Below are 26,255 nucleotides of genomic sequence, written 5' to 3'. Positions count from 1 at the left end.
ATAAACAGGGAGAGGTGAAAGCATATGGCAATTGAAATCAATAAAGAGGTCAGCCAAGGAACGGTAGAGCAGCGGATGGTATATGAGTCCGGTAACGAAATGGCCGCTTATGCCGCTCACCAGATCAACTATCATGTGATGGGGTACTTTCCCATTTCCCCGTCCACCGAAGTAGCGCAATTCCTTGACTTGATGAAGGCTAACGGCCAGCATGACATCAAACTCATTCCGGCAGACGGAGAGCATGGGTCCGCAGGGATTTGTTACGGGGCCTCCACCGCAGGCGGACGCGTATTCAATGCAACCAGCGCTAACGGCTATCTATACATGCTGGAGCAGATGCCGGTTCAATCCGGAACGCGTTTTCCGATGGTGATGAATCTGGTTTGCCGTTCCGTATCGGGACCCTTGAATATACACGGCGACCATTCCGATTTGTACTACGCGCTGAATACCGGCTGGCCGATCCTGATGTGCCGCGATCCGCAAGCCGTTTACGATATGAATATCATGGCAATCAAGCTGGCGGAAGATCCGGATGTCCGTCTTCCGGTTATCGTAGCCTCCGATGGTTACTTTACTTCTCACCAGAAGCGCCGCGTACAAACCTTCGCACATAAGAGCGATGTTCATGCCTTTATCGGGGAGCAGCCGAAGCAGTTCCCGCACGTGCTTGACCGGAATAATCCGATTACCGTCGGGCCTTACATGAACGAGCCGGACTACATCAATAACTGTTACCAGCAATCCGAGGCGATGTACAGAGCAGGAGAGGTATTCGACCGTATCCGAAAAGAATACAGAATCTTGACGGGCCGCGATTACCCGATCCTCGACCTTTACCGGATGGAAGACGCGGAAGTGGCCGTGTTCCTGATGAACTCGTCGTCGGAAATTATTAAAGACGTTGTCGACCAGCTGCGCGCCCAAGGCATCAAAGCGGGGTCGATTGCACCGAACATGATTCGCCCGTTCCCGCAGAAGCAAATTGCGGAGGCGCTTAAAAACGTCAAAGCCGTGACGGTCGGCGACCGCGCCGATTCCTACGGAGCTTACGGCGGCAATATGTCGCTGGAGATCAGGGCGGCGCTTTTCACGCACGGCAACCGCGATACGATGGTCATCAGCCGTATATACGGACTCGGCGGCAAAGATTTCTATGCCGAAGACGGCCATGCGTTCTTCGAGCTCGCCATCGAGGCGGTGAAGAAGGGCCGTGTCGACGTGCCGTTCGATTATTACGGACATACGCCCGGCGATCCTAACAACAAGCCCAGACGTGTTCTTGAGCCGATGAAGTATGAGGATCTCAAAACGGGCCTGATTACCGTCAACAAAGACGAAGAAACGGGACAGCTCAAAGTCAAAGTGCCTCCGATCCGTCAGCTGACGAAAAAGCCCAAGCGTCTTGCTCCCGGCCATGGGGCCTGTCCGGGATGCGGTATTTTCTCCGGTCTCGAACTGTTTTTCAAAGGGATTGAAGGCGATATCGTAGCCTTGTTCCATACAGGCTGCGCGATGGTTGTTACGACAGGATATCCTTATTCCTCCCACAAAGCGACGTATATCCACAACCTGTTCCAGAGCGGTGCGGCAACGCTGTCCGGCGTGGTGGAAATGTTCTGGGAGCGTAAACGCCGCGGCGAGCTGGAGTATTTGAACCTTCCGGACGATTTCACATTCGTTATGATCACCGGGGACGGCGGTATGGATATCGGGATGGGACCTGCGATCGGCGCCGCGCTGCGCAATCATAAAATGATCATTCTTGAATACGATAATGAAGGATATATGAATACGGGAGCTCAGCTGTCCTACTCTACGCCACTGGGACATCGGACGTCTACGTCCAATGTCGGCAAGCATCAAGGAGGCAAGCTGTTCCACCATAAGGATACTCCGCAAATTATGGCGGCGACCAATATTCCTTATGTATTTACCGGTTCGGAAGCCAACCCGCAGGATCTGCTGAAGAAAGCGGCTAAGGCGCAATATTATGCACAGAATGAAGGATTGGTATACGGCAAAATCCTGATCACCTGTCCGCTCAACTGGCTGTCTGAGGAACAAATCGGTCAAACGCTGATCGATCAGGCCGTGAATTCCTGTTTCTTCCCTCTCTACGAAGTAGAGAACGGAGTGACGACGATTACGTACAACCCGGAAGAGAAAAACAAGCGGATTCCGGTTGGCGAGTGGCTCAAAAATATGGGCAAAACGAAGCACCTGACCAAGCCCGAATACGCCGAAGCGCTTCAATCGTTCGAGAACGAAGTGGAACGCCGCTGGAGCCGTCTGAAGGCGAAGCACGAAAATCCTTACTTGTAAGGCACATGCTCAGGGCGCAAACTCTTCATTGAGCTTGCGCTTTTCTTTTTATCCCATAAATATGGAGGGATGTCCGTTGCTATATGTCCTTCGGCATACCCAATCCGGCGAGATTGCAGCCTGCATTCAAAAAAACAACTATGATCTGGATTATTACGGCGCCAAGCATTGGGATGACGAGAGCGCGGCAGAACGGGAAAAGGATGATTTCTTATCCATGACCGGCCGTGACGATCTTGACTTGTGGCAGCTTCTGCCTGTTAACGAAGGCCGGTTAAAGCTTTTTAATGTAAAGCTGAAAAATGATCCTTCCCGCAGGCTTTGTTTAGATCCGCAAGGGAATATGACCGTCCATTCCGCATGGGATGCCTAATGATGACGCAAAGAACGGGGAATAAAAAGCTGATGAATACGAATCTTTTTGATTTATTTGAAGCCGCAACCACGGAGACTGAACTGAACACCTTTCAGGACACCATTCGAAAGGGCGGATTTACGTCATTTCGGCTGTTTATCGATGGATTTCGCGAACGGTTGAAGCGTTGCGAGGATAACGACATGGCGAACATGCGCCGTCTGGTAACATTGGCCAAGAAGCTTTTTCCGCAGCCGCAGCTATTCAGTCCCGCTTGGGCGCAGATTTGGGATGAATATGAGCTTATCGTCACCTATAAGCAAACGGTTCTCGAAACCGTCCCGGCAGATCAACGGGATGGAGAATGGCAGATTATTCTCGATAATCCCTATACCAACTCGGATTTAATCTGTTATCCCGGCCTGTCGTTCCTGGAAGGCGCTTATATGTTTGCTTATTTTCGAACGGATTTGAAAAATAACGAATATATTCGCCTGCAAAAAATTCAGCATGTCATCATGGCTTTCGGCAGTGAACGGGCCGAATCCGCAGGAAAAGAGCAATGACCGCTAAGAGGCGGATCATTGCTCTTTTTTTTGCCGGAGCGGAATAAAGAATGAACCGCTTGGACATGATGAAACCAAACGACGAGAACAATGGAGAACGTATGGCCGATTCCATTCTTATTATTGAAGATGATGAGCATATATCGCGGGTATTGAGACTGGAGTTGGAGCATGAGGGATACCGGGTCGGTACCGCATTTGATGGCAAGGAGGGAGTAAAACTGGCTTTGGAAGACTCCTGGAGCCTCATCCTGCTGGATGTGATGCTTCCCGAGTGGAACGGGCTGGAGGTGCTGCGACGGATCCGTCAGGCGGATCAGAGCGTTCCCGTTATTTTGTTGACGGCCAGAGACGCCACACCGGATGTTGTCAGCGGTTTTGAACAAGGCGCGAATGATTATGTCACCAAACCGTTCGCCATCGAAGAACTGCTTGCCCGAATCCGCAATCTCATTCAGATGACAAGTCATCCCAAGCCTTCGGGCAATGTGCTGGAAGTCGATGATTTGCAGGTGGACCTGGTAGCGCGTAAGGTCACGCGCGGCGGCAACGCCATTGAGCTTACCCCCAAGGAATTTGATCTTCTTCAATATTTGATCGAGCACAAAGGATATGTGGTCAGCCGGGAGCAAATCTTGTCCGATGTCTGGGGATATGATTTTGTCGGGGATACGAACATTGTAGACGTATATATCCGCTATCTGCGCCAAAAAATCGATAAAGGCTACCAGCCTAAGCTGATTCGAACAGCGCGAGGCATCGGATATGAATTGACGGTGCCTGAGCCATGAGTCTCCGCACAAGATTGATTTTGATGACCGGAGCCTGGATACTGTTGATCGTGCTGTTTTTTAATTACTTTATTTATTTTTATATTCTGAAGAAAATCACAGATGCCGAGGTGGAGCTTCTTTGGAACAAGGCGCAAATCATTCTCCGCAATCCTGAAATAAAAATTCCGGAAAATTGGTCGAATCCACATCTTCTCAAAGAGTTTCAAGACCCCGATTCACTTATTCGGATTATCACTCCAACCGGTGCCATCGCTGCCCAAAGCGTTTCCAACGAACAGCTTGCAACCCATCCGCCGGTTTATCGGACTGATTACCATTTTACCGTTGAAAACGGCCTTGACCAGTTGTTGTTCATACAAGTACCTATTATAGAGAATGGCGTTCAAATCGGGCTGCTGGAATTGGGAAAGGCGCTCGACGTCTTGGGAGATTTTATGGAAATCTTGGCTACCGGGCTCATGGTGACCACGGTTAGCGTCCTCCTGTTTTCATTGGTAGGAGGGGTATTTTACACCCGGGTCATCATACGGCCGATCCGGCAGCTGCTCGAGACGATGAACACCGTCCGCAGTAAGGGCCAGTTCATTCAACTAAGCTCACAATTTACAACAAAAAATGACGAGCTTGGAAGACTGGGCAAAACCTTCAACCAAATGATCCTTAGTCTGCAGGAAAACGACCTGAAGCAAAAACAATTCGTTTCCGATGCCTCCCATGAACTGAGAACGCCGCTGACCGTCATTGAAAGCTATACGTCTTTGCTTCGGCGGTGGGGAGGAGAAGATCCGACCCTTCGTCAAGAAGCGTTGGACGCCATTCATTCGGAAACCGTCCGTCTGAAAGGTCTGATCGACTCCCTGCTGCATATGGCGGAGATCGAACGTCAACCCGAGATCCGGCTGCGCAATATCAATTTGAAGCCTTTGATTGATGCGACAGCCGAACAGCTGAGCCTTGCGTTCAAGCGGGAGATTAGGGTGGAATCCGCCTCCAAGGAGCTTTATTGCATGGCAGACGAGGAAAAAATCAAGCAGCTGCTGATTATTCTTCTGGATAATGCGATTAAATACAGTAAAAAGCCTGTAACGATCGTGTGCAAAGAAGAAGCCAATACGGTTATATTGCAAGTGAAGGACGAGGGGATCGGGGTTCCGCGGCGGGAGCTTGGTCAGCTGTTCGAGCGTTTTTACCGAGTGGATAAAGCGCGAGGACGGGGCACGGGAGGATCGGGCCTCGGACTTGCGATCGCCAAACGGATCGTAGAACAGAACCAGGGTACGATCCGGCTGGACAGCGACGAAGGGAAGGGGATGACCGTTACCATAACTCTGCTAAAGAAGGAAAAGGAAGCGTAATAATCTGAGCAGACCATGAGAGAATTCTCATTGAATTCTAATAATCAAGCCTAAAGCCAGTCATAGCAAGGAATCGCCTAACTTTGGGAAAATATCCCTGATTTTCATCTGTGCTATAGTAGGTTATGGCCAAGCAGCCACAACTTACTCAAGGAGGACGTTACAGATGAACAACCTGATGGGAAAACGCTGGGGACGTCTTATGATGTCAGTCAGCTTAAGCGCTGCGCTGCTTACGACCGGTATATTGGCTGGACCTGTAAACACCGTTGAAGCTGTATCCGCATCGAAAGCACAGAGCATTATTTCCACAAGCCAAAAATATCTGGGTACGCCTTACGAGTTTGGTGCAAAGATGGGCCAAACCCGAACTTTTGACTGCTCTTCCTTTGTGAAGACCGTGTTTGCAAAGCATGGAATTACGCTCCCGCGTACTTCCAAAGCCCAATCCAAGGTCGGCAAGTATGTGCCGAAAAGCCAGTTGAAGCCAGGCGATCTCGTCTTCTTCTATAAACCGATCCACCACGTCGGAATTTACATTGGCAATGGTAAATTTATACACACATATGGCAAGCCCGGAGTGACGATCTCCGATCTGAATAGTGGTTGGTGGAAGAAAAATTACACGACCGCGCGTCGCGTTTCTTAATCGGAAACGACTGAAACCTCCTTTTGTCTGCGGACAAAGGAGGTTTTCATTTTGTTTAATTGACTTGAGAATGAAGCAATTCAGGGGAGTTCTGCTTTTCATTCGAAAGAAGAAACAGCCAAACGCCCAACAGCAGCAGGACTCCCGCGGCCGCCTGCAGCCAGGTAACAGTTTCGCCCAGCAGCAGATAAGCAAGAACGGTAGCTCCGAGCGGCTCGCCGAGTACGCTCATCGATACGGATTCCGGACGCATAAACTTGAGCAGCCAATTAAACAGATAATGGCCGAACAAGGTGGGGACGACAGCCATCAGCAGGAAAATTCCCCATTCCTTCGCATCGTAGTCCGTAAAGCTAAATCCAAGTCCCAGATTGTAGACGGCAAGAACCGCCGCAGCAAAGGCAAACACGAAGAAGCTGTAGAGAAAAGCGGGAACCCGGTTCAACAGGCTTTTGCCCATAAGCATATGTATGGCGACGGCGATGGTGCCGAGAAGTGAAAGCAGATCTCCAAGCAGCGCCGGCCCGGTGAGTCCCCAATCACCGTAGCCGATCAGGATGGCTCCGGTGATTGCGATCAGCATGCTGATCACTGCAAACGTGTTGGTCCGCTGCTTCAAGAAGAGGCAGGCTCCGATCAGGACGAAAACCGGCTCCAGGGCGAGAATGGCCGTGGAGCTTGCTACCGTTGTCAGCTTAAGCGAGCCCATCCACAATAAAAAGTGCAGCCCAAGCGCAAGCCCCGATAAAGCCAGCCCCAACCAATCCCGAATCGAGATTCGGCGAATCTCTTCACGATATTTCCATAAGAAAGGAAGCATGAGCAGAGTAGTTAGGACGAGCCGGTACATAGCGGTGACGGATACCGGCGCGTTCGACCACCGCACGAATATAGACGAAAAAGAAATAGCCACGATACCGATGAGCAGCAGCAGCGGTAAAGCCATAGGTACATGCGGTTTGGCATTCATCAGGCTGTAATCTCCATTCGTTTAGACGACGGTTTTAACCGACGGTTCATAAAGTACACACCGGTAATAATCAATACGGCTCCGATCAGATGGTACGCACGAATCGATTCTCCGGCGAAAAATGTAGCAAAGATCGCACTGAACAGCGGAATCAGGTTCAAAAAGCCGGAGCAGCGCGACGGACCAATCATGGCGATCGCCGCATTCCATGCCGTAAAGGATAACAGGGAAGGAAAAATACCGATAAATACCACGCCGGAGACAAGCCCGGCCGTCCACTCGATCTCGGAACCGCGGATCATCCATTCTGCAACCGAGCTAGGAACAAGGACGATCAATGCCATCACCAGCGTGGCCACGAACAAAGCATGCACAGGCAGCTCGCCTGCAAACTTTTTCATGCCTACGGAGTAGAGCGCCCAACAACCTATGGCAGCCAGCATCCACAAATCGCCGCGGTTAAAAGAGAGGCCTGCGATCGCCGACCAACTGCCGCGCGAAATGATCCAGATTACGCCGAACAGGGAGAGCAGAATCGCGGGAAGCACGCTCCAGTTGATTCGTTCCTTCAGCATGAACAACGAAATGACGACGATCATCATAGGCGTCGCCGCATTCATCAGCGATGCATTAATGGAGCCTGTGTATTGTACGGCAATATAGGTTAATGTATTGAACCCGGCAATACCTGTGAGCGAAAGGAACAGCGTCATCCGCCATTTTTGCATAATCTGCTTGCGGTATCTCCAGCATTCCGCCCCCCAGAACGGGAGGATCACGAGCAGGGCCAAGATCCACCGCATTAGCGCCAGCAAAAAAGGAGGAACCTCGGTTACGAGCGTTTTGCCTACAACAAAATTACCGCCCCAAAAGCAAGTCGCGATGATAAGCAGTATGTATGGCGATTTCCACAAGGTTTTCACCATTCGAAGTTCAGCTCCTTTCTCAGACGACGATCCTTTTTCAGAAAAACGTTTTTCTATTATATCACCATTCAGCTCATTCTCACTAGCACTTCCTTCTATAAATATGAAAAGATCGATCCTAAATTTAAGCAAAAACGAAAAATGCCACCATAATCAGGCGGCATTAGAAGATGAATAACATTAAATATTAAAATCCAAAGTCAATTGTCTTGCCCGTTTCAGCGTATGTCTTAATATTGCTCAATATCATGGGCCAATGTGATTTGGTGTCTTCATAGCTCCGTCGGCTTTCAGAATGTATTTGGCCTAAACAGCAAACCGTTGGAAGAGGAAATCCTTGAGCGTGATGATGCGCAGTGAATGGTAAATCTCGTGGAATCGTTTATATTCGAGCGGCTGCCTGAGCCGGATCCGAACGTTGGGCTGGTCAATGACATTGCGAGCGCGATTCGGGAGGACCGAACCCTGATCAAAGTGGAAGATGCGGTGCGGCAAACCGGTCTGCATAAACGAACGCTCCAACGATTATTTGATCGGTATGTGGGGGTAAGCCCCAAGTGGGTCATCCGGCGCTATCGGCTGCATGATGCTGCGGAGCGGATGGAACAAGGCGACCCTCCGGATTGGCTTGAACTGTCCTCGGAATTAGGCTATTACGATCAATCGCATTTTATCCGTGATTTTAAATCGATTGTAGGTACGTCGCCTCAGAATTACATCCGTAATCATGAATAGGAGCTGCTTCCGAACTCCCGCTGGTGCAGCACGACAACGCCGAAAACAACAGGTTCATCCATGACAAATCGCTAAGCTCCGCGGCTTCCATTATGAAGCACGGGGCTTTATGGGGTTCATCCTCATTGGACTTTTCCAACTATTTATGATATCACATTAAGGAGGGGACAAGAACGTACGGATGCATACAGAAAGGGGGAATGCAGCATGTCCCGACGCTTTGTCATCGAAGCGGTCCTGGTAGCCATTTACGGCGAGTTAATGGTACCGTCTCGGCCGGTGGAATATTTAATCCCATACTCAAGTATATTGGAGCTATATGAAATGAAAGACAGCAAGGAGCCGGTGATGCCGGAGGCGGATGACGATGCGCATGTGAAAGAGAAAATCGGAGAGCTGATTGCCTTTTTTGACGATCCGTTTAATAAGAAAAAGCTCGAACGCGCGCTTCAGGCGCCTTGGCGCAGCAGTCCGCCGATTCCGGTGAACGAGCGGGTGACCTTTATCGTCGTTCACTCGATTGAGAATGCGCAGTACGGCGAGGCCCTGGATCCGATCGAAACGGAGATTGTTCTTACTTCTTTGCGTGAAAAGGCACCCGTGCTGACGGATCAAATTGAGCTGATGGAAAAAATCATTCAAGCCGAAATTCCGGTACAGGTTTACGATGTGTACGACTTCGAATTCGCAGTGGAAGACGGGATTACGGCGGACGATTGGATGAAGCCGTAACGGTTATTGCCAGCATCCCCGAAAAGGGGATTTTTTGTGTTTCTATACTTAAGGAAAGGAAAGATCAAGCCGCCATGCAATTGTATATCATTACCGGCACCACTTCCGGACTTGGGGAAGCGCTGGCTAAACGTTTGTTGGCCTCCGGTCGTTCGGTGATATCGGTCTCCCGGACGCTTAATGAGTCATTGACCGAATATGCCAAAGAAAAGGGGGCTATTCTGACAGAGTATCTTTGTGATTTAAGGGAGACGCCAAACCTTGTGCCGTTCATGGAACGGATCATGGGCATGATCGATGTATCGCAGCTTTCCAGCGTCACCTTGGTAAACAATGCAGGGGTACTGAATCCGATCATGCCGCTGGAACAAGCCGGATCAGAGGAGCTGACGGACCATCTGCATATCAATCTGCTGGCTCCAATGCTGCTGACTTCGGCGTTTATCCGGGCGACAGGCTCCTGGCCGGTTACCGTTTCCAAAACCGTGGTAAACATCTCTTCCGGCGCGGGGAAAAAACCGTATTCCGGCTGGAGTGCCTATTGTACGGCCAAAGCGGGGATCGATATGATGACGCGGTGCGCGGGACAAGAGCAAGGGGACGTCCCAGGTGCGGTAAAGCTGGTTTCCATAGCGCCGGGCGTTGTCGATACCAGAATGCAGGAACAAATTCGCAAGACTGCCCCCCAACGTTTTCCGGAAGTGGGCCGTTTCATCGGGTTGAAAGCATCCGGGAAATTATATTTGCCGGATGAAGCTGCCGAGCGGATTATATCCATACTGGATAAAGGAGGCTTTGGCCAGGGGGACGTGATTGATGTCCGCAATTATTCCGGTCCGGCGCGTTAATTCACGCCGGTGCGCTGTGCTGCGACATCATCCACCACCTTCTTCACATTCGGGACCGTTAATCCCATGAAGTGTTGAAATCCGCCTTCCTGTAAGGAAATCAGTTTACCGTCCCGTACCGGGTACAGGCCCTGCCATGGGCCGATAAGCGAATATAGGTTCGTACCGGGCACCTTATGCAGAAAACATAGGTATTCCCCTTCAGCCAACGGTCCGGTGTAAGTAAGATTCAATGGATCCGATGGCTTCGGCAGCGGCTCAACGCCGTCTGTCAGCACGGAGACCGAAGGCTGTGCCGGGCCTTTGAGGGTTTGCAGCACGCGCAGCGGCTGGACATAATTGACCAGCTGGCCCGATCCTATCGGGACACCGGTAGGATAGGAAGCCGTACGGGTGCCGAAGCGGCCGAATACGATCACGTCTGCGGAACGGATCAGCTCCTGGTATGAACCGACCTTTTTGTGGGGCAACCGCAGCTTGCTCAAATCCGGTTGCGCGGCAGACGGAAAGGCAGGCCAAATGAGCAGGATGCATGCGGTAATGAACAGGGATGCTATGCGTTTCAAGCAAAATCTCTCCTTTGAGGACAGGATAGGAACGATTCTAGTTTCAACAGAATGCAGCTATTTATTCCATAAAAGCCGGAAAAAAAGAGAGGTGCTTACGGTTTTGTTTGATCCAACCATATACGATAATTTGAAGGTTGTATTGGAAGGCCATTTATACGATCTGGACGCCGAAGGAAAGATCAGGGTCGTCGGAAGAGAAGATTTGGTCGATTTGGCGAAGATGGGGCGAACATTTCGGATGAAATTTGTACTGCAGTGCGGCAGAGACGGCTTTATGACAACCATTGCACTACATAGCGGATTAACGGATTTTGCCGGGGAGCTGCGCGGACTTCATGCAGCGGGGGAGCGCCCGGGAGCCGGGCTGGAGCTTCAACTGGATATGCCGGCCGAGCTCTCGGAGCACTTGCGGGACATCCATGAATATGTATCGAGCTTGTGGGGGCAGGGATGGCTCATTCGATATGAGCGGCTGGAAGAGCTGTTTCCGCCATCTCTTGAATCCGACAGCAAGGTCCTTCATGGCAGCTATCGGATCAAGCTCACCTCAGCAAGCAAAATTGACGAGAGTCACATGGACGACATGGGGGCTCTTCTTGAACATTTGCTTCAATTCGCGATGGATATGAATGAAATGTATGAACGGGGCGGATGGCCCTGATCATCAACATATCGCTAAACGCGGATACCCAATTACGTACTCGCCCCCGGCGTTATGTTTCCGGTATATTTTAGCCTTTGCGCTTCACGAATTCACGTACCATTTCTTCGGTCACGAAGATCCGGGTAGGGGAGATCCCTTTTTGAGCATGGCTGTTAATAAGGGCCGTTACCGCGTTGATCGGCTCTACGCTGAAAGGCAGACCTGCGGCACACTGCGCAACCGCTTGTTCAATGGCGCGTTCCCGCTCATTCTCCAGCTCGATAAACCGCTCAAGGTGGGCATGCTGCTTCCGGGTATGGTTGGTAATGGCTTCATGGACGTTCATTGATCATTGCAGCTCCTTCTATCATTACGTTATAATCGTTTTCATCTTACTATAGGATAAAGCGTCATGGCAATCCTCGTCCAGGCGCCGCATCAGACGGAAAGGGAACGAACCGATATGAACGCAAACAAGTCCGGTGAACGTTTGGATATTTTTGATGAAACGATGAATCTTATTGGAACGGCAACACGTGCGGAAGCACACGCCAAAGGCTTATGGCATCAAACCTTCCAGTGCTGGATATGGGACGATGCGGAAGGGGAGGGGGCATTGTTGTTTCAAGAACGGCATCCGGATAAAGAGACGTTTCCGGGCTTGCTCGATATTTCATGCGCGGGACATTTGCTCGCCGGAGAAAGGGTGGAGGATGGTGTCCGTGAGCTCGAAGAGGAGCTCGGTTTAAGCGTACCGTTTGAAAAGCTGTTTTCGTGCGGTATTTTCCCGGAGGAAGACCGCATTTCCGAAAAGCTCATAGACCGTGAGTTTTGTCATGTATTTCTTTACCCGTGCAGCCGGCCTTTGACGGACTACCGCCTGCAGGAGGAGGAAGTCACGGGCTTGTATCGTATTCGTCTTGCCGACGTACGCCAGCTGGCATCGGAACCGGACTTTGAGGCAACCGTTCAAGGCGTGTCGCCTGACCCGCGGAAGAGGGGCCGGATGCAATCCGTGGAACGAACGGTTAACCGGAAAGATTTCGTACCGCACCCGGAAGCTTATTACAAATTGCTGCTGCAGGCCATTGAGAAGCACCGGCAGGAAATTTCCCCGGAGGCCGGGAAATAAACAAGGATTCATTTCCCGGGCAAGCGCACGAGTCGATAAATAATTTCAAATTATCTGATATTTTCGACAAAACCGCGTTAGTTAACCTCGAATCCTATCTAATCCTTGACTAAACGGGCGGCAGAGGGCAGGCGGGAGCCTGCCTAAGCTGGCATGCTCATGCGGATGACCACCCCAACCTGCCCCTGGTTAATCACTGATTGCGTTCAATGGTCAGGAAGGTTTTGTGGGTTCCCCTCGGAGGAACGAGAACCAGCTCCTGCTTCCGATTCAGCTCATCCGTCTTGGCCATCCAGGGCTCAACGCAGACGAAATCTTTGCCAGCCACGGACCACAAGACCACATACTTAAAGTCGTCTCCATAGGTCATGCGGATGCGGCGATCCTCCGTCGGGCTGAACGTAATTTCCCGCTTTTGGGGATTCAAGAATACGACAGATTCCGGCAGCCGGTCCAAATCGATCGCTTTTCCCTCATAGGGCTTCTCCGTTCCGTCATTATAATCATAGTAACGGCTCGCGTCGGTTTCGTAAGCAATGGCTTTGCGGGTGGCCGCAAAGTACGGATGAAAGCCGGGATACATCGGCATAGCTTCGTCCGATTCGTTACGATATTCTTGCTCAATCGTTAATTTTCCGTTTTTTAACCGGTACGTGAACCTCAGCTCAAAATCAAAAGGATACGAATCCCGCGTGCTTTCGCTGCTTTTTAACGTCAAAGTGATAGCGGCGCCGTCTTGCGTGCTCGTCTGCTCGATCTGCCAGGGATGGGTGCGCGCCACCCCGTGATTTTTCATCGTATACCGCTTTCCATTCCATTCATAAGCACCGTCCGTAAGCTGTCCGGAAATGGGAAACAGCACCGGAATCCCGCCGCGAATATTGGCGTTCGGGTCGTCGAAGGTCGCTTTGTCCAAATACAGAAGCTCTTCGCCGTTGGTTCCGTAGCTGATTACGATCCCGCCCCGCTCAGGGGCGATCTTGAACCACGAACGGGTGTTCGTTTCGATTAATTCATAGATGGGGTAAGTATCCGTATAGGTACGGATTTCGTATACAGACATCGCTGTTCCTCCTCTCAAATGACGCAGTGTATTTTACCCTTTATTTAATTTGCCCAAATTCATCCATTTATTCTGTCATGATCGGGGCTCAACTCGGATTGAAGCGTTGAACTCGCCAACCTGTTGCGGCCGCGCCGCATAATTTTCTTATACATGAAGATACTGGAACTAAAACCCATAAGAGGTGTTCTTCATGTGCCATCGTTTCCTATTAACTACAGACCTTTCGGAGCTGTCGCATCGTTTTCAAATCGGTCAAGTGATGTTTCCCTATCAACCGCGCTTCCGCAACGTACCGACTCAACCTGTTTCCGTCATTATCGCCGAGCGGGAGGGGCGGAAGCTGGAGGAGCACCGCTGGGGACTCGTCCCGTTCTGGGCCAAGGATGCCGTTAACGCCGACAGTGCCGTGATTCACGAGAAGCCGGCCTACCGCAAAATGTTTTCCAACCAGCGCTGCGTCATTCCAGGCAACGGTTTTTATGTATGGAAGCGGAAAGGGAAAGCCAGGCAGCCGGTCCGGATTGAAATGAACGACAAACGTGCGTTCGGCATGGCCGGATTGTATGAAGTTTGGAAAGACGCCCGGGGAGGCGAGTATCGTACGTGCACGGTCATCACTTCGGTATCGAACCGGCTCGTTTATGAATACGACGAACGGATGCCCGCCATTTTAAATGAGCGTGATATCGATGCATGGCTTGATCCCGCTATGAACGGAGAGCCGGACTATCTGCAAAGTCTGCTCAAGCCTTATGCACCCGATGACATGCAGGCTTACCTTGAACCGACTCGAAGCCTTCCGGGCGATGAAGGGGCGGAGGAGTTGCTTGAAGAGCCTCCGGCCAAATACGCCATGATGATCAAGAAATAACATGCGGACTTATAAAAACCAGCCTTATCGGCCGGAATATGCTAACCGGTTCAGTAAGGCTGGTTTCCTGACGGACATTCCTAATCCTGCAAAATGGTTTCTATCCGATCAAGCACATCCTGCGTAAGCACGACATCGGAAGCGCCGCAATTCTCCACGACTTGCTCCGGACGGCTCGCTCCGACCAGAGCGCTCGCCACGTTGTCCTGCCTGAGGATCCAGGCCAAAGCCAGCTGTGAAACCTTGATGCCAAGCTCGGCGGCAACAGATTCCAGCTGCTCCACTTTCAGCAGCTGATTTTCTTGAATGCGGCCTTCCTCCCAGCCTTTGCTTGCTGCACGGCTGTCTGCGGGGATCGCCTGGCCCCGACGATATTTACCTGTGAGCAGTCCTTGTGCAAGAGGGGAGAAGACCACTTGACTGATCCCTTTTTCCAGGCCTGTAGGGATGATTTCTTTTTCGATATAACGGTTAAACATGTTGTATACCGGTTGATTGACGATGATTCGGTCAAGTAAATATTTATCTGCTATACCGAGCGCTTCGATCATTTGCGCCGCAGTCCATTCACTGACGCCCACATAGAGCACTTTTCCTTGGGTCACCAGATCGTCCAGCGCTCGCAGCGTTTCTTCCAGCGGCGTTTCCGGGTCGTACCGGTGGCAGTAGTAAAGGTCAACATAATCGACACCGAGGCGCTTCAAGCTGGCATGGCACTGTTCTATCACATGTTTGCGCGACAAGCCGCGGTCATTCGGTCCTTCACCCATGGGCCAGAACACTTTGGTGGCCAGCACATACGATTCCCGGGGGTACGCTTTGAGGACTCGTCCCACTACTTTCTCTGCTTCGCCGCGTTCATATACATTGGCCGTATCGAAGAAGTTTATGCCCAAATCGTAGGCTTGCTCGATGGAACGGACCGCTTTTTCATTTTCCACGTATCCTCCGTACGTCATCCAGCTGCCCAAACTGATTTCGCTCACTTTCAATCCGCTTCTACCCAATTTCCGATACTTCATTCTTCGTACCTCCTGACCGCATATTTTTTATAACAATGCCATTATATACGAACGAAATGAAGATGATAAGTAGTGAAATAGGTGTGTATAAGTTACTTTCGGGTAAGTAGGACGGTAAATCCGGTGATTCACATGTGATAGCTTCCGACCGGCTTGTTCAATACCCATTCGAGCAGCATGATTTGATCCTCAAGATGATTCAGCTCGGATTGGAGCGCCGGCTTGGCGTCATCCGCTGCAGCCTGGAGACGGCTTTGAAGGGACTTCCTTTGCATAACAAACTCATTCAGCTTTCTCCTGATTTGATCTTCTGTTCTCATCGCATGTCCCACCTTGGTTCATCATGTTTTACAAGCACCATGGTAGCAGATGGAGTGAACGGATGGAAGAAGGAATCAATTAGTTTACATATTATTTATTATGTAAACTCTATAAGGGCCGAATGCGGCGGTTTCCACGGTGTGTTATAATTGCAGAGATAAGCTGCGATAAGGAGCGATTCACCCCATGCATATCGTTACCTCGGAAGAAATGAGACGGATTGACCGTTATGCCATCGATCACATCGGAATGCCTGCCATGGTTCTTATGGAAAACGCGGGCCGGGCGGTGTCGGAAGAGGTCATTTCCTTTTTGGAAGGACGTCCCGGACGCATCGCCATCCTTACAGGTAAGGGCAACAACGGCGGGGACGGGATCGTCGCAGGCCGCCATTTGAGCGAAGCAGGTTATCAGGTGCATCTCATCTATGCCGAATCTCCGGACCGGTTTCAAGGAGAAGCGGCGCTTCAAAGTCAAATTGCACACAAATGGGGGCTGCCCCATTATATATATAGCGAGCAAGAACGAATAAACTGGGAATTATATGACGCGGTGGTCGACGCCCTTCTCGGAACAGGAAGCAGGGGAGCACCCCGCGGCGTTTACGCCAAGCTGATAGAGGAAGTCAACCGATCCGGACGCCCGGTGATCTCGATCGATATTCCAAGCGGTCTTGACGCAGATACGGGGCAAATCCACACGCCATGCATACGTGCCGATCGTACGGTCGCTCTGGCGTTTACCAAACGCGGGTTAGAGCAGTATCCCGGCGTCCGCCAGGCGGGCACCGTGATTGTACGATCCATCGGAATTCCGCAGGGAATAGCGGATCGGATGAACGTTAATACCTATCTTATACAGGAGCCGCTTCTATCGGCAAAACTCGCTTTAAACGAGTATCGGCACCGGCAGTCCGATACACATAAAGGAACTTTCGGTCATGTGCTGGTAGCCGCAGGCAGCCGGGCAATGGCCGGCGCAGGACTGCTGTCCGCCAAAGCGGCGCTGCGCAGCGGCGCAGGACTTGTTTCGTGGGCGCTTCCGATGAGTATGGTGGAGCCGTTGCTCGGCCATCTCCCTGAAGTCATGCTTCAGGGGGTTGCGGATGAACAGCATGGGGATTGGAGGGCCGCCGATCCCAAGGAGCTTATTGCGATGGCACAAAAAAAGAACGCGATGCTGTTCGGTCCGGGCACAGGACGGTTTGCGCAGGATGACCGGTTTGTGCGCAGGATTTGGGAGGAAACGGCATGCCCGCTCGTGATTGATGCGGATGGATTGAATATGATCGCGGCGGCGGCCGATTTTGATTCGTGGAGCCGGAGGAAATCCCCGGTTGTGCTTACGCCGCATCCCGGAGAAATGGCAAGGCTATGCGGACGATCCGTCCCGGAAGTCCAGCAGGACCGTATTTCTTGCGCGAGAAACTATGCGGTTCAGTACCATGTTACTCTCGTGCTTAAAGGAGCCCGGACCGTCGTAGCGACGCCGGACGGCACAGTCTACGTAAACCCTACCGGCAATGCGGGTATGGCCACAGGCGGCTCTGGCGACGTGCTTGCAGGGCTGATCAGCGGCTTGCTGGCGCAAGGATATACAGCTGCCCAGGCCTCGGCTCTGGGTGTTTACTTGCATGGAGCTGCGGGAGATCGTGCGGTGCAAAGACGCTGTCATTCGGCGTCGTTAATTGCCGGCGACATTGTCGAAAATTTATAGTTTCAATCATTAATTAATCTAAAAATAAACCATATAAATCATTTATGACATTAATTAATAAGTGATAATCATGAGCATACCTCTGAAAATCGGCATTTTATCCGAATGATTATAAGAACAGTTTTTGATTGATCGAAACCCGTTCGATGAAGAACCATTCGTGTTTTTAACTGAAATATTATTTTTTTGCAGGAGGTTTTCATGGAGAAACGCATCAACCGACGTTACGAGCTTCTGAAGCCGATCGTTCCGATGCGGAGCGGTATCTTATACAGCGGAAATGACTTGTCCTTAAATAGAGAAATCATCATTTTTGTCGTGGAAAGCCGGGGGGAAAAGCATAAACAGGCATATCTTCAGCTGCTCCAACAAGTGGCCATGTTCAACGACAGCCGGTTTCTTCATATTCTCGACGTAGGCATTGAGAACCAGCGTATTTTTGCAGCGCTAAAAACGTTTGCCGGCAAACCGCTGATCCAAGGTTTGAAGCATCATTCCTTTTCCACCCGCGAGATCATCGCTATGGTATTTGAGCTTGGTAAAGGATTACAGGATGCGATGGAGCACGGGATTTCCGGTTTCTCCGTCCTTTCGAGCAATGTATGGATCGGCGACGACGGACAGCTGCAAATGATCAACTATTGGGAAAAAGGGGAGCCTGCGGAGCGGGGGGTTCAGGGCTTGGCCGGGCTGCTCTATCAGCTGATGACCCGTTCCGAAACGCTGCCGGATTCGCTGCAAGCTGCCGAGCATTCGCTGCGCTCCGCGCTCAAAGACATGCCGGAGAGCTACCGTGAAATGTTCATGATGACCTGGAGAAGAGCATGGAACGGTCAAAATACGCTGTCTTCCTTTATTCTTAGCTTGCAGAATGCAGCGCAGGAGCCTTGGACTAAAGAAACGCAGCCGATGGAAGAGTCGTTCCCGAATGAATATGAAGAACCCGACGACATGGAGGAAGACGAAGAACAAGAGCCGCGCCAAAGAGGTTTTTTGTGGCGCGCAAGCGCCAAGCTGATGATTGGAGCCGCAGTGGCAGGATTCTCCATACTGTTCCTCATTTTTCTATTCGGCCTGGGCGGACCGGATAAACAGGATCCTACGATTGCGGGTCAATCGAATCAAAGGGATGCTGCATTAAATACGTCTCCGGCTCCTACCGAATCTGAACCTGAGCCAGAGCATGAGCGGGAAAAGTCAACGCAGACAGAGGATGAGCAGGAAACGTCGGCGGAACCTCCCGAGGCAGCGCAAGAGCCGCCTTCCTCCGACGGGCCTGTATTTGTGCCTAACCTTATCGGTCTTACTAAACAACAAGCGGAGAAGCAGGCTCTGGCTTCAGGTCTTCGATACCAATTCTTCATAGAGCCGAATGAGAGTCCTGCCGAAACGGTGTTTAAGCAGGACTTGGAGCCCGGTCGCAAAGTGAATAAAGGGGAGCGCATCACCTTTTGGGTCAGCAGAGGCAATTAACGGTTTAATCCACTCATACAGCGCCGGAGATTAAGCGCCGTCGGGCCTTTTATCGATGGCTTCGGCCATTGTTTTGTCGGTCAAATGCGCATAAATTTGAGTCGTTTCGGGGGATGCATGGCCGAGCTGCTCCTGTGTCTTGTATAAATCATTGCGCAAATAGTAATCCGTCGCAAAGGAATGGCGCAGCTTGTGCACGGACAAATACGGTTTCCCGAAACGTTTGGCATATTTAATCACCATTTCCTGAATGGCGCGCTTCGTCATTCGTTCGCCTTCTTTTTTGCCGTTCGCCACGGCAAGGAAGAGGGCTTTTTCGCGTTTCGGCGCTTTGTACTGCGTCTGGCGCAGTTCCATATACTTTGTGAGATCGTCGATCGCTTCCTGACGGAAATAAACCGGCGTTTTGAACGTATCGTCATTTTTCCCTTTGCGGTAAACATAGGTCAGCTTTTTTTTCAGGTCGATGTCGTCCACATTCAGATTGACCACTTCGGATACCCGCAGTCCGGAATTCAGAATTAAACTGATGATGCACGCATCGCGGATTTTGTTCAATTCGTAAAAATAGAGAGCCTGCTTGTTTTTGGCGACATCCTGTCCGTATCCTTGCTGGACATACCTGATAAATTCCGCGATTTCCGCCTCCTGAAGCAGCTTGCCTTCGAGTTTAGCCGCGGAATCCTTCGGCTTGTGCGTCCGCTTGATTTCCACCTTCGCCATGACATTCCGTTTCAATAAAGGATAGAAATTCTCATCCTCCGCAATTTGACTCAAATAATGAAAAAGCGAACGGAGAGAAGAAAGCTTGCGGGAAATGGTTGTTTTTCCGTTGGCATTCTCTTTACGGGAGGACAGAAACATTTTGAAATTATCGATACTGTCCATATGGAGCCTTTCCAAATCTTCAATCGGAATCTCCCGAATAGATGAAGCAGAAGTAAGTCCCTCCGCCATCAGCCAGGAAAAAAACGTCTCATAGTCCCGTACATATTCCAGCAGCGAGGATGGTGAAAGGTCAGGTAATTTATAGTTAATAAATTTTTCCACATACCACGGCATCAAGGGTACCTTTTTGTCCAGCTCGTTGCGGTCTTTGATTTTAATGATATTCATGAAGCGTCTCACCTCTGGCAGCGGGTTATTATGGTTTACATAATGATTATTATGTAAACAAAATTCATGTTCTTACTTGTCCTATTATCATAACATCAAGGGGAGAGGGGTTCAAAGCAATCCGACTTAGTGCCGATGAGCCGTTCCTTCGCTGCTAAGTGCTAAGATATTAAATATTTATATATGCTGCCTTAATATTTTGGATTCATGGATTCCCGATGATTCGATATAGTTTTCATGTAAGCGCTTATCTCGAATGAAAAAAGGAGGTCTCCTGCGTGGGCATCATGCGGATGATTCAAATCGGAGCCGGAGGATTCGGACAATCGTGGCTCCAAATTGTGAAGGACTGCCGGGCGGCGGAGTTAGCTGCGGTGGTTGACATCATGCCGGACAATCTGGCCCAAGCGGCTCAAATCACCGGTTTGCCGCAAGAGCGATTGTTCCATCAGCCGGAAGACGGCTTCCGGGAGATCAAAGCGGATATCGCATTAATCGTTACCCCGCCGCAGACACACAAAGCTCTAGCCGCTCAAGCGTTGGAGGCGGGGCTTCATGTATTGATGGAAAAACCGATGACCCATACGTACGAGGAAGCGATAGAACTGCTTGAAATCAGCCGAAGGTACAACAAACAGATTGCGGTAAGCCAAAATTACCGGTGGAGAGCCCCTGTTCAAACCGTAAAACAGCTTCTGAACGAGGGAGTGATCGGATCTGTCGGTTATGTGGAATATGAATTCCGAAAGGCCATGAAATTCGGCGGGTGGCGGGATAACTATTCCGAAATTTTATTGGAGGATATGGCCATTCATCATTTTGATATCATCCGGTTTTTGCTCGAGGCGGAAGCGGAAGAGATCCTGGCGCATAGCTTCCGGCCTTCATGGAGCTGGTTCAGCGGCAATCCGTCCGCCAGTGTGGTCATGCAGCTGGAAAGGGGAATTCAGGTGCACTATTTTGGAAGCTGGGTTTCCCGGGGAAAGGAAACGAGCTGGAACGGGGACATTCGCATTGTCGGAGATCACGGGGCGATCGAGATGATCAATGATGAAATCACGCTTTGGACAGGGGAGGCTCCCGAGAACGCCGTATGCCGTGTCATTGATCAAATCCCTGCAAAGCTGGGAGACAGAGCGTCGTCTCTCGATGATTTTGTAACGGCGGTTCGGCAATCCCGTATTCCGGCAACGCCTATTCAGGATAATATTCGCAGCTTCGAGATGACCTGTGCGGCGATTCAGTCGGCGAAAAGCGGAATGCCGGTTCGTCTGGCCGATTTCAGTCTTTTGCGGGACTTAAAACGATAACAGGTATGGGAGGGATCGTTATCCATGTGGAAAAAAATCAGGCTGGCGGCCATCGTATCGGTTTTGGGACTCACCACCGCATGCAATCCCGGCTCAACCGGGGATGGATCGACTGCCCTTTCAGGGACAACAGCGCCTAACGGACAAACTAACAAACACGGCGAGACGGTGAAGATTACCTGGTGGGATTATATGAGTTCCGATGAGATGGTCGAAGCATTAACCAAGGTCATCGACGATTACCAGAAAGCGAATCCTCATGTGAAAATCGAACGTACTTACGTTCCGTTCGGCGATTTGAAAAATAAGCTGCTGTTAGGCTCCGCCGCAGGACAGCTTCCTGACATCGTATGGATTGACAACCCGGATCATCAGGCGTTCGCCGCAGCGGGAGTCCTGGCCGATATCACGGCGGAAGTCAAGGAGTGGGGGCAAGCCGACCAGTACTTTGACGGCCCGTGGTCCTCGACGGTCTACAAGGATAAAAATTACGGCGTTCCGAACAGCAGCAATAACCTTGCGCTCTATTACAACGTCGACATGCTGGAACAGGCGGGCGTGAAGCCTCCGGCCGATTGGAATGAACTGCTGGATGCCGCCAAGAAGCTGACGAAGCAAGGCGTTTACGGCATGAGCGTTTCCGCTGTGCGGACCGAACAGGGAACGTTTCAGTTCCTGCCTTTTGTGTGGCAATCCGGTTCGGATGTGACCCATTTCAACAGTCCGGGAACGGTGGAGGCGATTAAGCTTTGGAAAGAGCTGCTTGACAGCGGCGCCATGTCGAAGGAAATTCTTGGACAAGATCAGCAGGCCTCAATGCTGCAGTTTGCTGCAGGAAATACGGCCATGATGGTCAATGGGACATGGCAAATTCCGGTTTTGAAAAAGGAGGCCAAATTTCAATGGGATATCGTCCCGCTTCCTGTGAACAAACAAGGTGGCACGATTCTCGGCGGGGAAAACTGGGCGATTACCTCGACGTCGAAGCATAAGGATATCGCTTGGGATATTGTGAAGTTCGCCAACCAGGGAGAATATTTGAAAAATTTCCTGAAGGCGGCGGGCAGACTACCAAGCCGCAGGGATTTCATACAGGATCCTTATTGGCAAGGCGACAGGTATTTCAAAATATTCGCCGACGGCATGAATGTCGCTAAGGCACGGGCGTACGGACCGAACTATCCGAAAATCTCAGATGCGATACAGGAGATGATTCAGCAGGTGTTAACGGGAGTGAAGTCGCCGGAAGACGCGGTGAAGGAAACGGATGCCAAAATCAAACCGCTTCTTCAATAACAGGTAAGGGGTGGAGCCGGACGGCTTCATTCTTGCACAGGGAATGGGGGAGATCATGGAGAGAGAATTGTCACCTGCTTCAACCGAACGTGTGCCGGATGCTTCCCGAAGAAGCTTGCGCAGCTTATGGAACCGCCTGGCCAATTATGTATTTGTACTGCCCGGCGTATTGTTTATGGTCATCTTTCTTGTGTTTCCGATTTTGTACAATTTGCTGATCAGCTTTCAGAATGTCACCTTGATGAATTTGAGAGGCGAACACGATTTTGTCGGGCTGCTAAATTACAAAACGATTTTTCAGGATGAAGTGTTTGCCGTTTCATTTAAAAATTCAGCCATTTTCACGGTGCTGAGCATCGTTTTCCAATTCGGGATCGGTTTTGCATTGGCCTTATTTTTCAATCTCCGGTTTCCGGGACGCGGTATGATGCGTTCGCTGATGCTGTTAGCCTGGATGATGCCGATTGTCATTACAGCGACCTTATTCAAATGGATGCTGGCCGGCGACCACGGCGTGATGAATTATCTAATGCAGCTGTTCGGCATGATCGACAGTCACCGATTCTGGCTCACGGAGGAAAAAACCGCATTATATGGCACGATTCTCGCGAATATCTGGATCGGCGTACCGTTTAATATGATCATTCTGCTCGCCGGGCTGCAATCCCTGCCGGATCATCTCTACGAAGCAGCCAGGATCGACGGCGCGGGGCGCTGGCGTCAGTTCCGCGACATTACCTTGCCGCTCATGAGGCCTACGATTCTGGTGCTGCTCATGCTCGGGCTGATTTACACCTTCAAAGTATTTGACCTGATCTTCATTATGACCGGAGGAGGTCCCGTTAACGCATCTACCGTATTTCCTCTTTATGCGTACCGGTTGGCCTTCATCAACTTTGAATTTAGTTTGGGCGCCGCGGTATCCAGCATCATGTTTTTTGTGCTGATGGCTTTGTCGGCTGTGTATCTGCGGATGATGCGAAAGGAGGAACATCATTGAGCGCGCATGCCAAATACCGCAAACAAGAATACGCGCTTACGGTCATCGGAGCTGCGGTCACCCTGCTGTTTTTGTTTCCGGTGTACTGGATGATCATTACGTCGCTTAAGCCGATGGGGGAATTGTTTGCCAACCCGCCTCATATGTTCCCTCATGAGCTCACTTTTGCCGCCTATACCGATAATTTTGTATCCAACCGTTCCATGCTGGGGTATATCGGCAACAGCTTTATCATTGCATCGGGCACGATGCTGCTCACGCTGATCCTGGCCGCCCCGGCGGCCTACGGTTTGGCCCGCCTACGCATGTGGGGAAAGGCCGCGATCCTGATTCTGCTCCTGGCGACCCAAATGCTGCCGACCATTATGCTCGCGATGCCTTTGTTTATCGCTTTTTCCAAAATGCAGCTGATCAACAGCTTCCCCGCTTTGATCGTGGCCAACACGACGCATTCGCTGCCTTTTGCGATCCTCGTGCTGCGGCCTTATTTTCTGGCGCTTCCCTCGGGGCTTGAAGAAGCCGCATTGATTGACGGCAGCGACAAATTCAGCGCCTTTTGGCGGATCATTCTGCCGCTTGTAAAGCCTGGATTGCTGACGGTTGGCGCATTCTGCTTTCTGTGGGGGTGGGGAGACTTTATTTTTGCCCTGACGCTGACGACCAATGAAACCATTCGTCCGCTGACCATGGGATTATATAAATTCATCGGGGAATACGGAACCGAGTGGAATAACCTCATGGCCGCAGCGACCATCGCCGCGCTGCCGATCATCCTGATTTTTATCACCCTGCAGCAATCTATTGTCAGCGGTTTGACCAGCGGGTCCATGAAGGATTAGTACGATCATCGGCTACAAATTTATGGGAAAAGCGGCACCAAAGGGAAGGTGGACGTCGATGATGCCTCGGTCTTTATCGCCCGGTTCGAGAACGGAGCGCTCGGGACATTCGAAGTGACCCGATTCGCAGGCGGAAATAAAAACGGCAAGCGCTTTGAGATCAACGGGGAGAAAGCATCCATCCGCTGGGATTTGGAGAATATGAACAATCTTGAAGTGTATTTTGCCGACGACGAGCCGGGATTACAGGGGTACAGGCTGATCAACTGCACGGAAGAGCATCACCCCTATGCCGGAGCTTATTGGCCTGCAGCGCATATTATCGGATATGAGCATACGTTTATCAACCTGGTGCATGAGCTGATGAACGGGATCGCCAAAGGCTATCAGCCCGCTCCCAATTTTGAAGACGGGTTTAAAAATCAAATCGTTCTGGAGGCCGTTGAAACCTCCTCGACGAAGAAAAGCTGGGTTCGCATCGACAGCATCAATTAAAACGGTAGTGTCCGAAGGGAGAGTATACGATGAAATTAGGCGTTTTCCTTACCTTGTTTAGACGAAAAACATTGGAAGAGGCTCTCGCTTATGCAGCCGAATGCGGAGTTCAAACCGTGGAAATCGCAACCGGCGGCTATGTGGGCAACCATCACTGCAAGCCGGAGGAATTGCTGAATAACCCGGGAGAAATTGAGCGCTTCCGCCAATTGCTTGACCGATACAAGCTGGAAATCAGCTCGCTGAGCTGCCACGGAAATCCCCTTCATCCCAACAAAATCGTTGCCGAGGAGCATCATCGCGATTTTCAAAACACGATTAGGTTGGCCCAGCGGCTCGGTGTCCATACGGTCGTCAACTTCTCCGGATGCCCGGGCGAATCGGAAACCTCGCAGCGCCCCGTTTGGATTACGTGCCCTTGGCCTACCGATTTTGCGGAAATCGTAGAGTGGCAGTGGCGGGAAAAGGTGACCCCGTATTGGAAAGAGATGAGCTCGTTTATCCGTGAGCACGGCGTCAAGGTTGCCGTTGAGCCTCATCCCGGATTTGCGGTGTACAACACGGAAACCGCATTACGGCTTTGCGATATCGGGGGAGAGCAGGTCGGCGTGAACTTTGACCCCAGCCATCTGTTCTGGCAGGGCATGGATCCGGTATCGTCCATCTTGGCGCTCCAGGACCGGATCTATCATTTTCATGCCAAGGATACGGCAATCTTCCCTAATCGTACCGCACTCAATGGCGTGCTGGATACGAAGTCATATAAGGATATATCCGCCCGTTCGTGGGCCTTCCGGACGGTAGGCTACGGGCACGGAGCCGACACTTGGAAAGCGATCATCAGCACCCTGCGGCTGGTGGGCTATACCGGAGCGATCAGCATCGAACACGAAGACGGGCTCATGTCCGTACAAGAAGGCTTTATCAAAGCGGTCCGCTTTCTTGAAGAAGTGCTGATTACGGAGACAACTGGAGAAATGTATTGGGCAAATTAATGATTTATTATTGCCCGTTTCCTGTATAGTATAGATTATGTCCGATAATAAACAAGCAGGATCCTGGTTTGCTGTACAGGCAGACATACGGACGGCGCAGCAATGAGAAAGGGATTGGCCCATTGCTGCGCCG

General features: G+C 50.9%; 28 protein-coding genes. 20 read left to right on the top strand and 8 right to left on the bottom strand.

Annotation, left to right across the window (positions count from 1 at the left end):
• Positions 1-24: 24 nt before the first annotated feature.
• The 6 genes from IJ22_RS08065 (at position 25) to IJ22_RS08040 (ending at position 6,047) form a co-directional block, all read left to right on the top strand.
• Entirely contained in the window at positions 25-2,328 is a 2,304-nt protein-coding gene (locus IJ22_RS08065) for a thiamine pyrophosphate-dependent enzyme (RefSeq protein WP_062408373.1), read from the top strand.
• 76 nt (positions 2,329-2,404) lie between these two features.
• Complete coding sequence (locus IJ22_RS08060) at positions 2,405-2,701, top strand: hypothetical protein (RefSeq protein ID WP_062408372.1); 297 nt, start codon at positions 2,405-2,407, stop codon at positions 2,699-2,701.
• Positions 2,701-3,249 (top strand): hypothetical protein, encoded by a 549-nt coding sequence (locus tag IJ22_RS08055; RefSeq protein ID WP_235594287.1) that lies wholly within the window; start codon positions 2,701-2,703, stop codon positions 3,247-3,249. The genes IJ22_RS08060 and IJ22_RS08055 overlap by 1 nt, the downstream gene beginning before the upstream one ends.
• Before the next feature lie 101 nt (positions 3,250-3,350).
• On the top strand, positions 3,351-4,040 hold the full coding sequence (locus IJ22_RS08050) for a response regulator transcription factor (RefSeq protein WP_062410914.1): 690 nt from the start codon (positions 3,351-3,353) through the stop codon (positions 4,038-4,040).
• On the top strand, positions 4,037-5,398 hold the full coding sequence (locus tag IJ22_RS08045; RefSeq protein WP_062408371.1) for a sensor histidine kinase: 1,362 nt from the start codon (positions 4,037-4,039) through the stop codon (positions 5,396-5,398). Before IJ22_RS08050 ends, IJ22_RS08045 begins: the two co-directional genes overlap by 4 nt.
• Positions 5,399-5,564: 166 nt before the next feature.
• Positions 5,565-6,047, top strand: a complete 483-nt coding sequence (locus tag IJ22_RS08040; protein ID WP_062408370.1) for a C40 family peptidase — start codon at positions 5,565-5,567, stop codon at positions 6,045-6,047.
• 55 nt (positions 6,048-6,102) lie between these two features.
• Here the strand turns inward: IJ22_RS08040 and IJ22_RS08035 are convergent, their stop codons facing one another.
• Together IJ22_RS08035 and IJ22_RS08030 are read right to left on the bottom strand one after the other, a co-directional pair.
• Positions 6,103-7,017: a DMT family transporter gene (locus IJ22_RS08035; RefSeq protein ID WP_062408369.1), complete on the bottom strand. Its 915-nt coding sequence runs from the start codon at positions 7,015-7,017 to the stop codon at positions 6,103-6,105.
• Positions 7,017-7,943: a DMT family transporter gene (locus tag IJ22_RS08030; protein WP_062408368.1), complete on the bottom strand. Its 927-nt coding sequence runs from the start codon at positions 7,941-7,943 to the stop codon at positions 7,017-7,019. The genes IJ22_RS08035 and IJ22_RS08030 overlap by 1 nt, the downstream gene beginning before the upstream one ends.
• A 360-nt stretch (positions 7,944-8,303) precedes the next feature.
• Here IJ22_RS08030 and IJ22_RS08025 point away from each other — a divergent pair, with 360 nt between their 5' ends.
• From IJ22_RS08025 to IJ22_RS08015, 3 genes are all read left to right on the top strand, one after another.
• On the top strand, positions 8,304-8,678 hold the full coding sequence (locus IJ22_RS08025; RefSeq protein WP_062408367.1) for a helix-turn-helix domain-containing protein: 375 nt from the start codon (positions 8,304-8,306) through the stop codon (positions 8,676-8,678).
• A 207-nt stretch (positions 8,679-8,885) separates the two neighbouring features.
• Positions 8,886-9,410, top strand: a complete 525-nt coding sequence (locus IJ22_RS08020; protein WP_062408366.1) for a hypothetical protein — start codon at positions 8,886-8,888, stop codon at positions 9,408-9,410.
• A gap of 74 nt (positions 9,411-9,484) precedes the next feature.
• On the top strand, positions 9,485-10,258 hold the full coding sequence (locus IJ22_RS08015) for a (S)-benzoin forming benzil reductase (protein WP_062410913.1): 774 nt from the start codon (positions 9,485-9,487) through the stop codon (positions 10,256-10,258).
• On the opposite strand, the gene IJ22_RS08010 is transcribed toward IJ22_RS08015, so the two are convergent.
• Positions 10,255-10,824, bottom strand: a complete 570-nt coding sequence (locus tag IJ22_RS08010) for a hypothetical protein (RefSeq protein WP_062408365.1) — start codon at positions 10,822-10,824, stop codon at positions 10,255-10,257. The genes IJ22_RS08015 and IJ22_RS08010 overlap by 4 nt on opposite strands.
• Before the next feature lie 103 nt (positions 10,825-10,927).
• Between IJ22_RS08010 and IJ22_RS08005 the strand changes: the two genes are divergently transcribed.
• Positions 10,928-11,488, top strand: a complete 561-nt coding sequence (locus tag IJ22_RS08005) for a hypothetical protein (protein ID WP_062408364.1) — start codon at positions 10,928-10,930, stop codon at positions 11,486-11,488.
• 70 nt (positions 11,489-11,558) lie between these two features.
• On the opposite strand, the gene IJ22_RS08000 is transcribed toward IJ22_RS08005, so the two are convergent.
• Positions 11,559-11,816, bottom strand: a complete 258-nt coding sequence (locus tag IJ22_RS08000; protein WP_054819838.1) for a DUF2533 family protein — start codon at positions 11,814-11,816, stop codon at positions 11,559-11,561.
• 66 nt (positions 11,817-11,882) lie between these two features.
• On the opposite strand from IJ22_RS08000, the gene IJ22_RS07995 reads away from it, so the two are divergent.
• Positions 11,883-12,602, top strand: a complete 720-nt coding sequence (locus IJ22_RS07995; RefSeq protein WP_235594286.1) for an NUDIX hydrolase — start codon at positions 11,883-11,885, stop codon at positions 12,600-12,602.
• A 193-nt stretch (positions 12,603-12,795) separates the two neighbouring features.
• On the opposite strand, the gene IJ22_RS07990 is transcribed toward IJ22_RS07995, so the two are convergent.
• On the bottom strand, positions 12,796-13,665 hold the full coding sequence (locus IJ22_RS07990; RefSeq protein ID WP_062408363.1) for an aldose epimerase family protein: 870 nt from the start codon (positions 13,663-13,665) through the stop codon (positions 12,796-12,798).
• 193 nt (positions 13,666-13,858) lie between these two features.
• Here IJ22_RS07990 and IJ22_RS07985 point away from each other — a divergent pair, with 193 nt between their 5' ends.
• Entirely contained in the window at positions 13,859-14,539 is a 681-nt protein-coding gene (locus IJ22_RS07985) for an SOS response-associated peptidase (RefSeq protein WP_062408362.1), read from the top strand.
• A gap of 80 nt (positions 14,540-14,619) precedes the next feature.
• Here IJ22_RS07985 and IJ22_RS07980 read toward each other — a convergent pair whose 3' ends face one another.
• Both IJ22_RS07980 and IJ22_RS07975 read right to left on the bottom strand, forming a co-directional pair.
• On the bottom strand, positions 14,620-15,561 hold the full coding sequence (locus IJ22_RS07980) for an aldo/keto reductase family protein (RefSeq protein WP_062408361.1): 942 nt from the start codon (positions 15,559-15,561) through the stop codon (positions 14,620-14,622).
• 128 nt (positions 15,562-15,689) lie between these two features.
• Positions 15,690-15,881, bottom strand: a complete 192-nt coding sequence (locus tag IJ22_RS07975; protein WP_054819842.1) for a hypothetical protein — start codon at positions 15,879-15,881, stop codon at positions 15,690-15,692.
• Positions 15,882-16,068: 187 nt separating this feature from the next.
• Between IJ22_RS07975 and IJ22_RS07970 the strand changes: the two genes are divergently transcribed.
• Positions 16,069-17,598 carry a bifunctional ADP-dependent NAD(P)H-hydrate dehydratase/NAD(P)H-hydrate epimerase gene (locus IJ22_RS07970; protein WP_062408360.1) on the top strand — a complete coding sequence of 510 codons (1,530 nt, stop codon included), beginning with the start codon at positions 16,069-16,071 and terminating at the stop codon, positions 17,596-17,598.
• Positions 17,599-17,799: 201 nt separating this feature from the next.
• Positions 17,800-19,071 (top strand): Stk1 family PASTA domain-containing Ser/Thr kinase, encoded by a 1,272-nt coding sequence (locus IJ22_RS07965; protein ID WP_062408359.1) that lies wholly within the window; start codon positions 17,800-17,802, stop codon positions 19,069-19,071.
• Positions 19,072-19,101: 30 nt separating this feature from the next.
• On the opposite strand, the gene xerS is transcribed toward IJ22_RS07965, so the two are convergent.
• Positions 19,102-20,187, bottom strand: a complete 1,086-nt coding sequence (gene xerS / locus IJ22_RS07960) for a tyrosine recombinase XerS (RefSeq protein ID WP_054819846.1) — start codon at positions 20,185-20,187, stop codon at positions 19,102-19,104.
• 287 nt (positions 20,188-20,474) lie between these two features.
• On the opposite strand from xerS, the gene IJ22_RS07955 reads away from it, so the two are divergent.
• The 6 genes from IJ22_RS07955 to IJ22_RS07930 are packed head-to-tail and all read left to right on the top strand — an operon-like array spanning position 20,475 to position 26,122.
• Positions 20,475-21,497, top strand: coding sequence for a Gfo/Idh/MocA family protein (locus IJ22_RS07955; protein WP_235594337.1), 1,023 nt, complete (start codon positions 20,475-20,477; stop codon positions 21,495-21,497).
• 24 nt (positions 21,498-21,521) lie between these two features.
• A complete protein-coding gene (locus IJ22_RS07950; RefSeq protein ID WP_062408357.1) occupies positions 21,522-22,793 on the top strand; it encodes an ABC transporter substrate-binding protein in 1,272 nt (423 codons plus the stop codon).
• Between the two features lie 55 nt (positions 22,794-22,848).
• On the top strand, positions 22,849-23,793 hold the full coding sequence (locus IJ22_RS07945; protein ID WP_062410911.1) for a carbohydrate ABC transporter permease: 945 nt from the start codon (positions 22,849-22,851) through the stop codon (positions 23,791-23,793).
• Positions 23,790-24,632: a carbohydrate ABC transporter permease gene (locus tag IJ22_RS07940; RefSeq protein ID WP_062408356.1), complete on the top strand. Its 843-nt coding sequence runs from the start codon at positions 23,790-23,792 to the stop codon at positions 24,630-24,632. Before IJ22_RS07945 ends, IJ22_RS07940 begins: the two co-directional genes overlap by 4 nt.
• 18 nt (positions 24,633-24,650) lie before the next feature.
• On the top strand, positions 24,651-25,127 hold the full coding sequence (locus IJ22_RS07935; RefSeq protein WP_437438534.1) for a Gfo/Idh/MocA family oxidoreductase: 477 nt from the start codon (positions 24,651-24,653) through the stop codon (positions 25,125-25,127).
• A gap of 29 nt (positions 25,128-25,156) precedes the next feature.
• The gene (locus IJ22_RS07930; protein WP_062408355.1) at positions 25,157-26,122 is read left to right on the top strand and encodes a sugar phosphate isomerase/epimerase family protein; all 966 of its coding nucleotides are present in this window, start codon (positions 25,157-25,159) and stop codon (positions 26,120-26,122) included.
• The last annotated feature ends 133 nt before the right edge of the window (positions 26,123-26,255 follow it).

It is taken from the genome of Paenibacillus naphthalenovorans, assembly GCF_001465255.1.
Taxonomy (GTDB): domain Bacteria; phylum Bacillota; class Bacilli; order Paenibacillales; family NBRC-103111; genus Paenibacillus_G; species Paenibacillus_G naphthalenovorans.
Note: the sequence above shows the minus strand (reverse complement) of the source record. Positions and strands in the feature narration are given on the sequence as shown.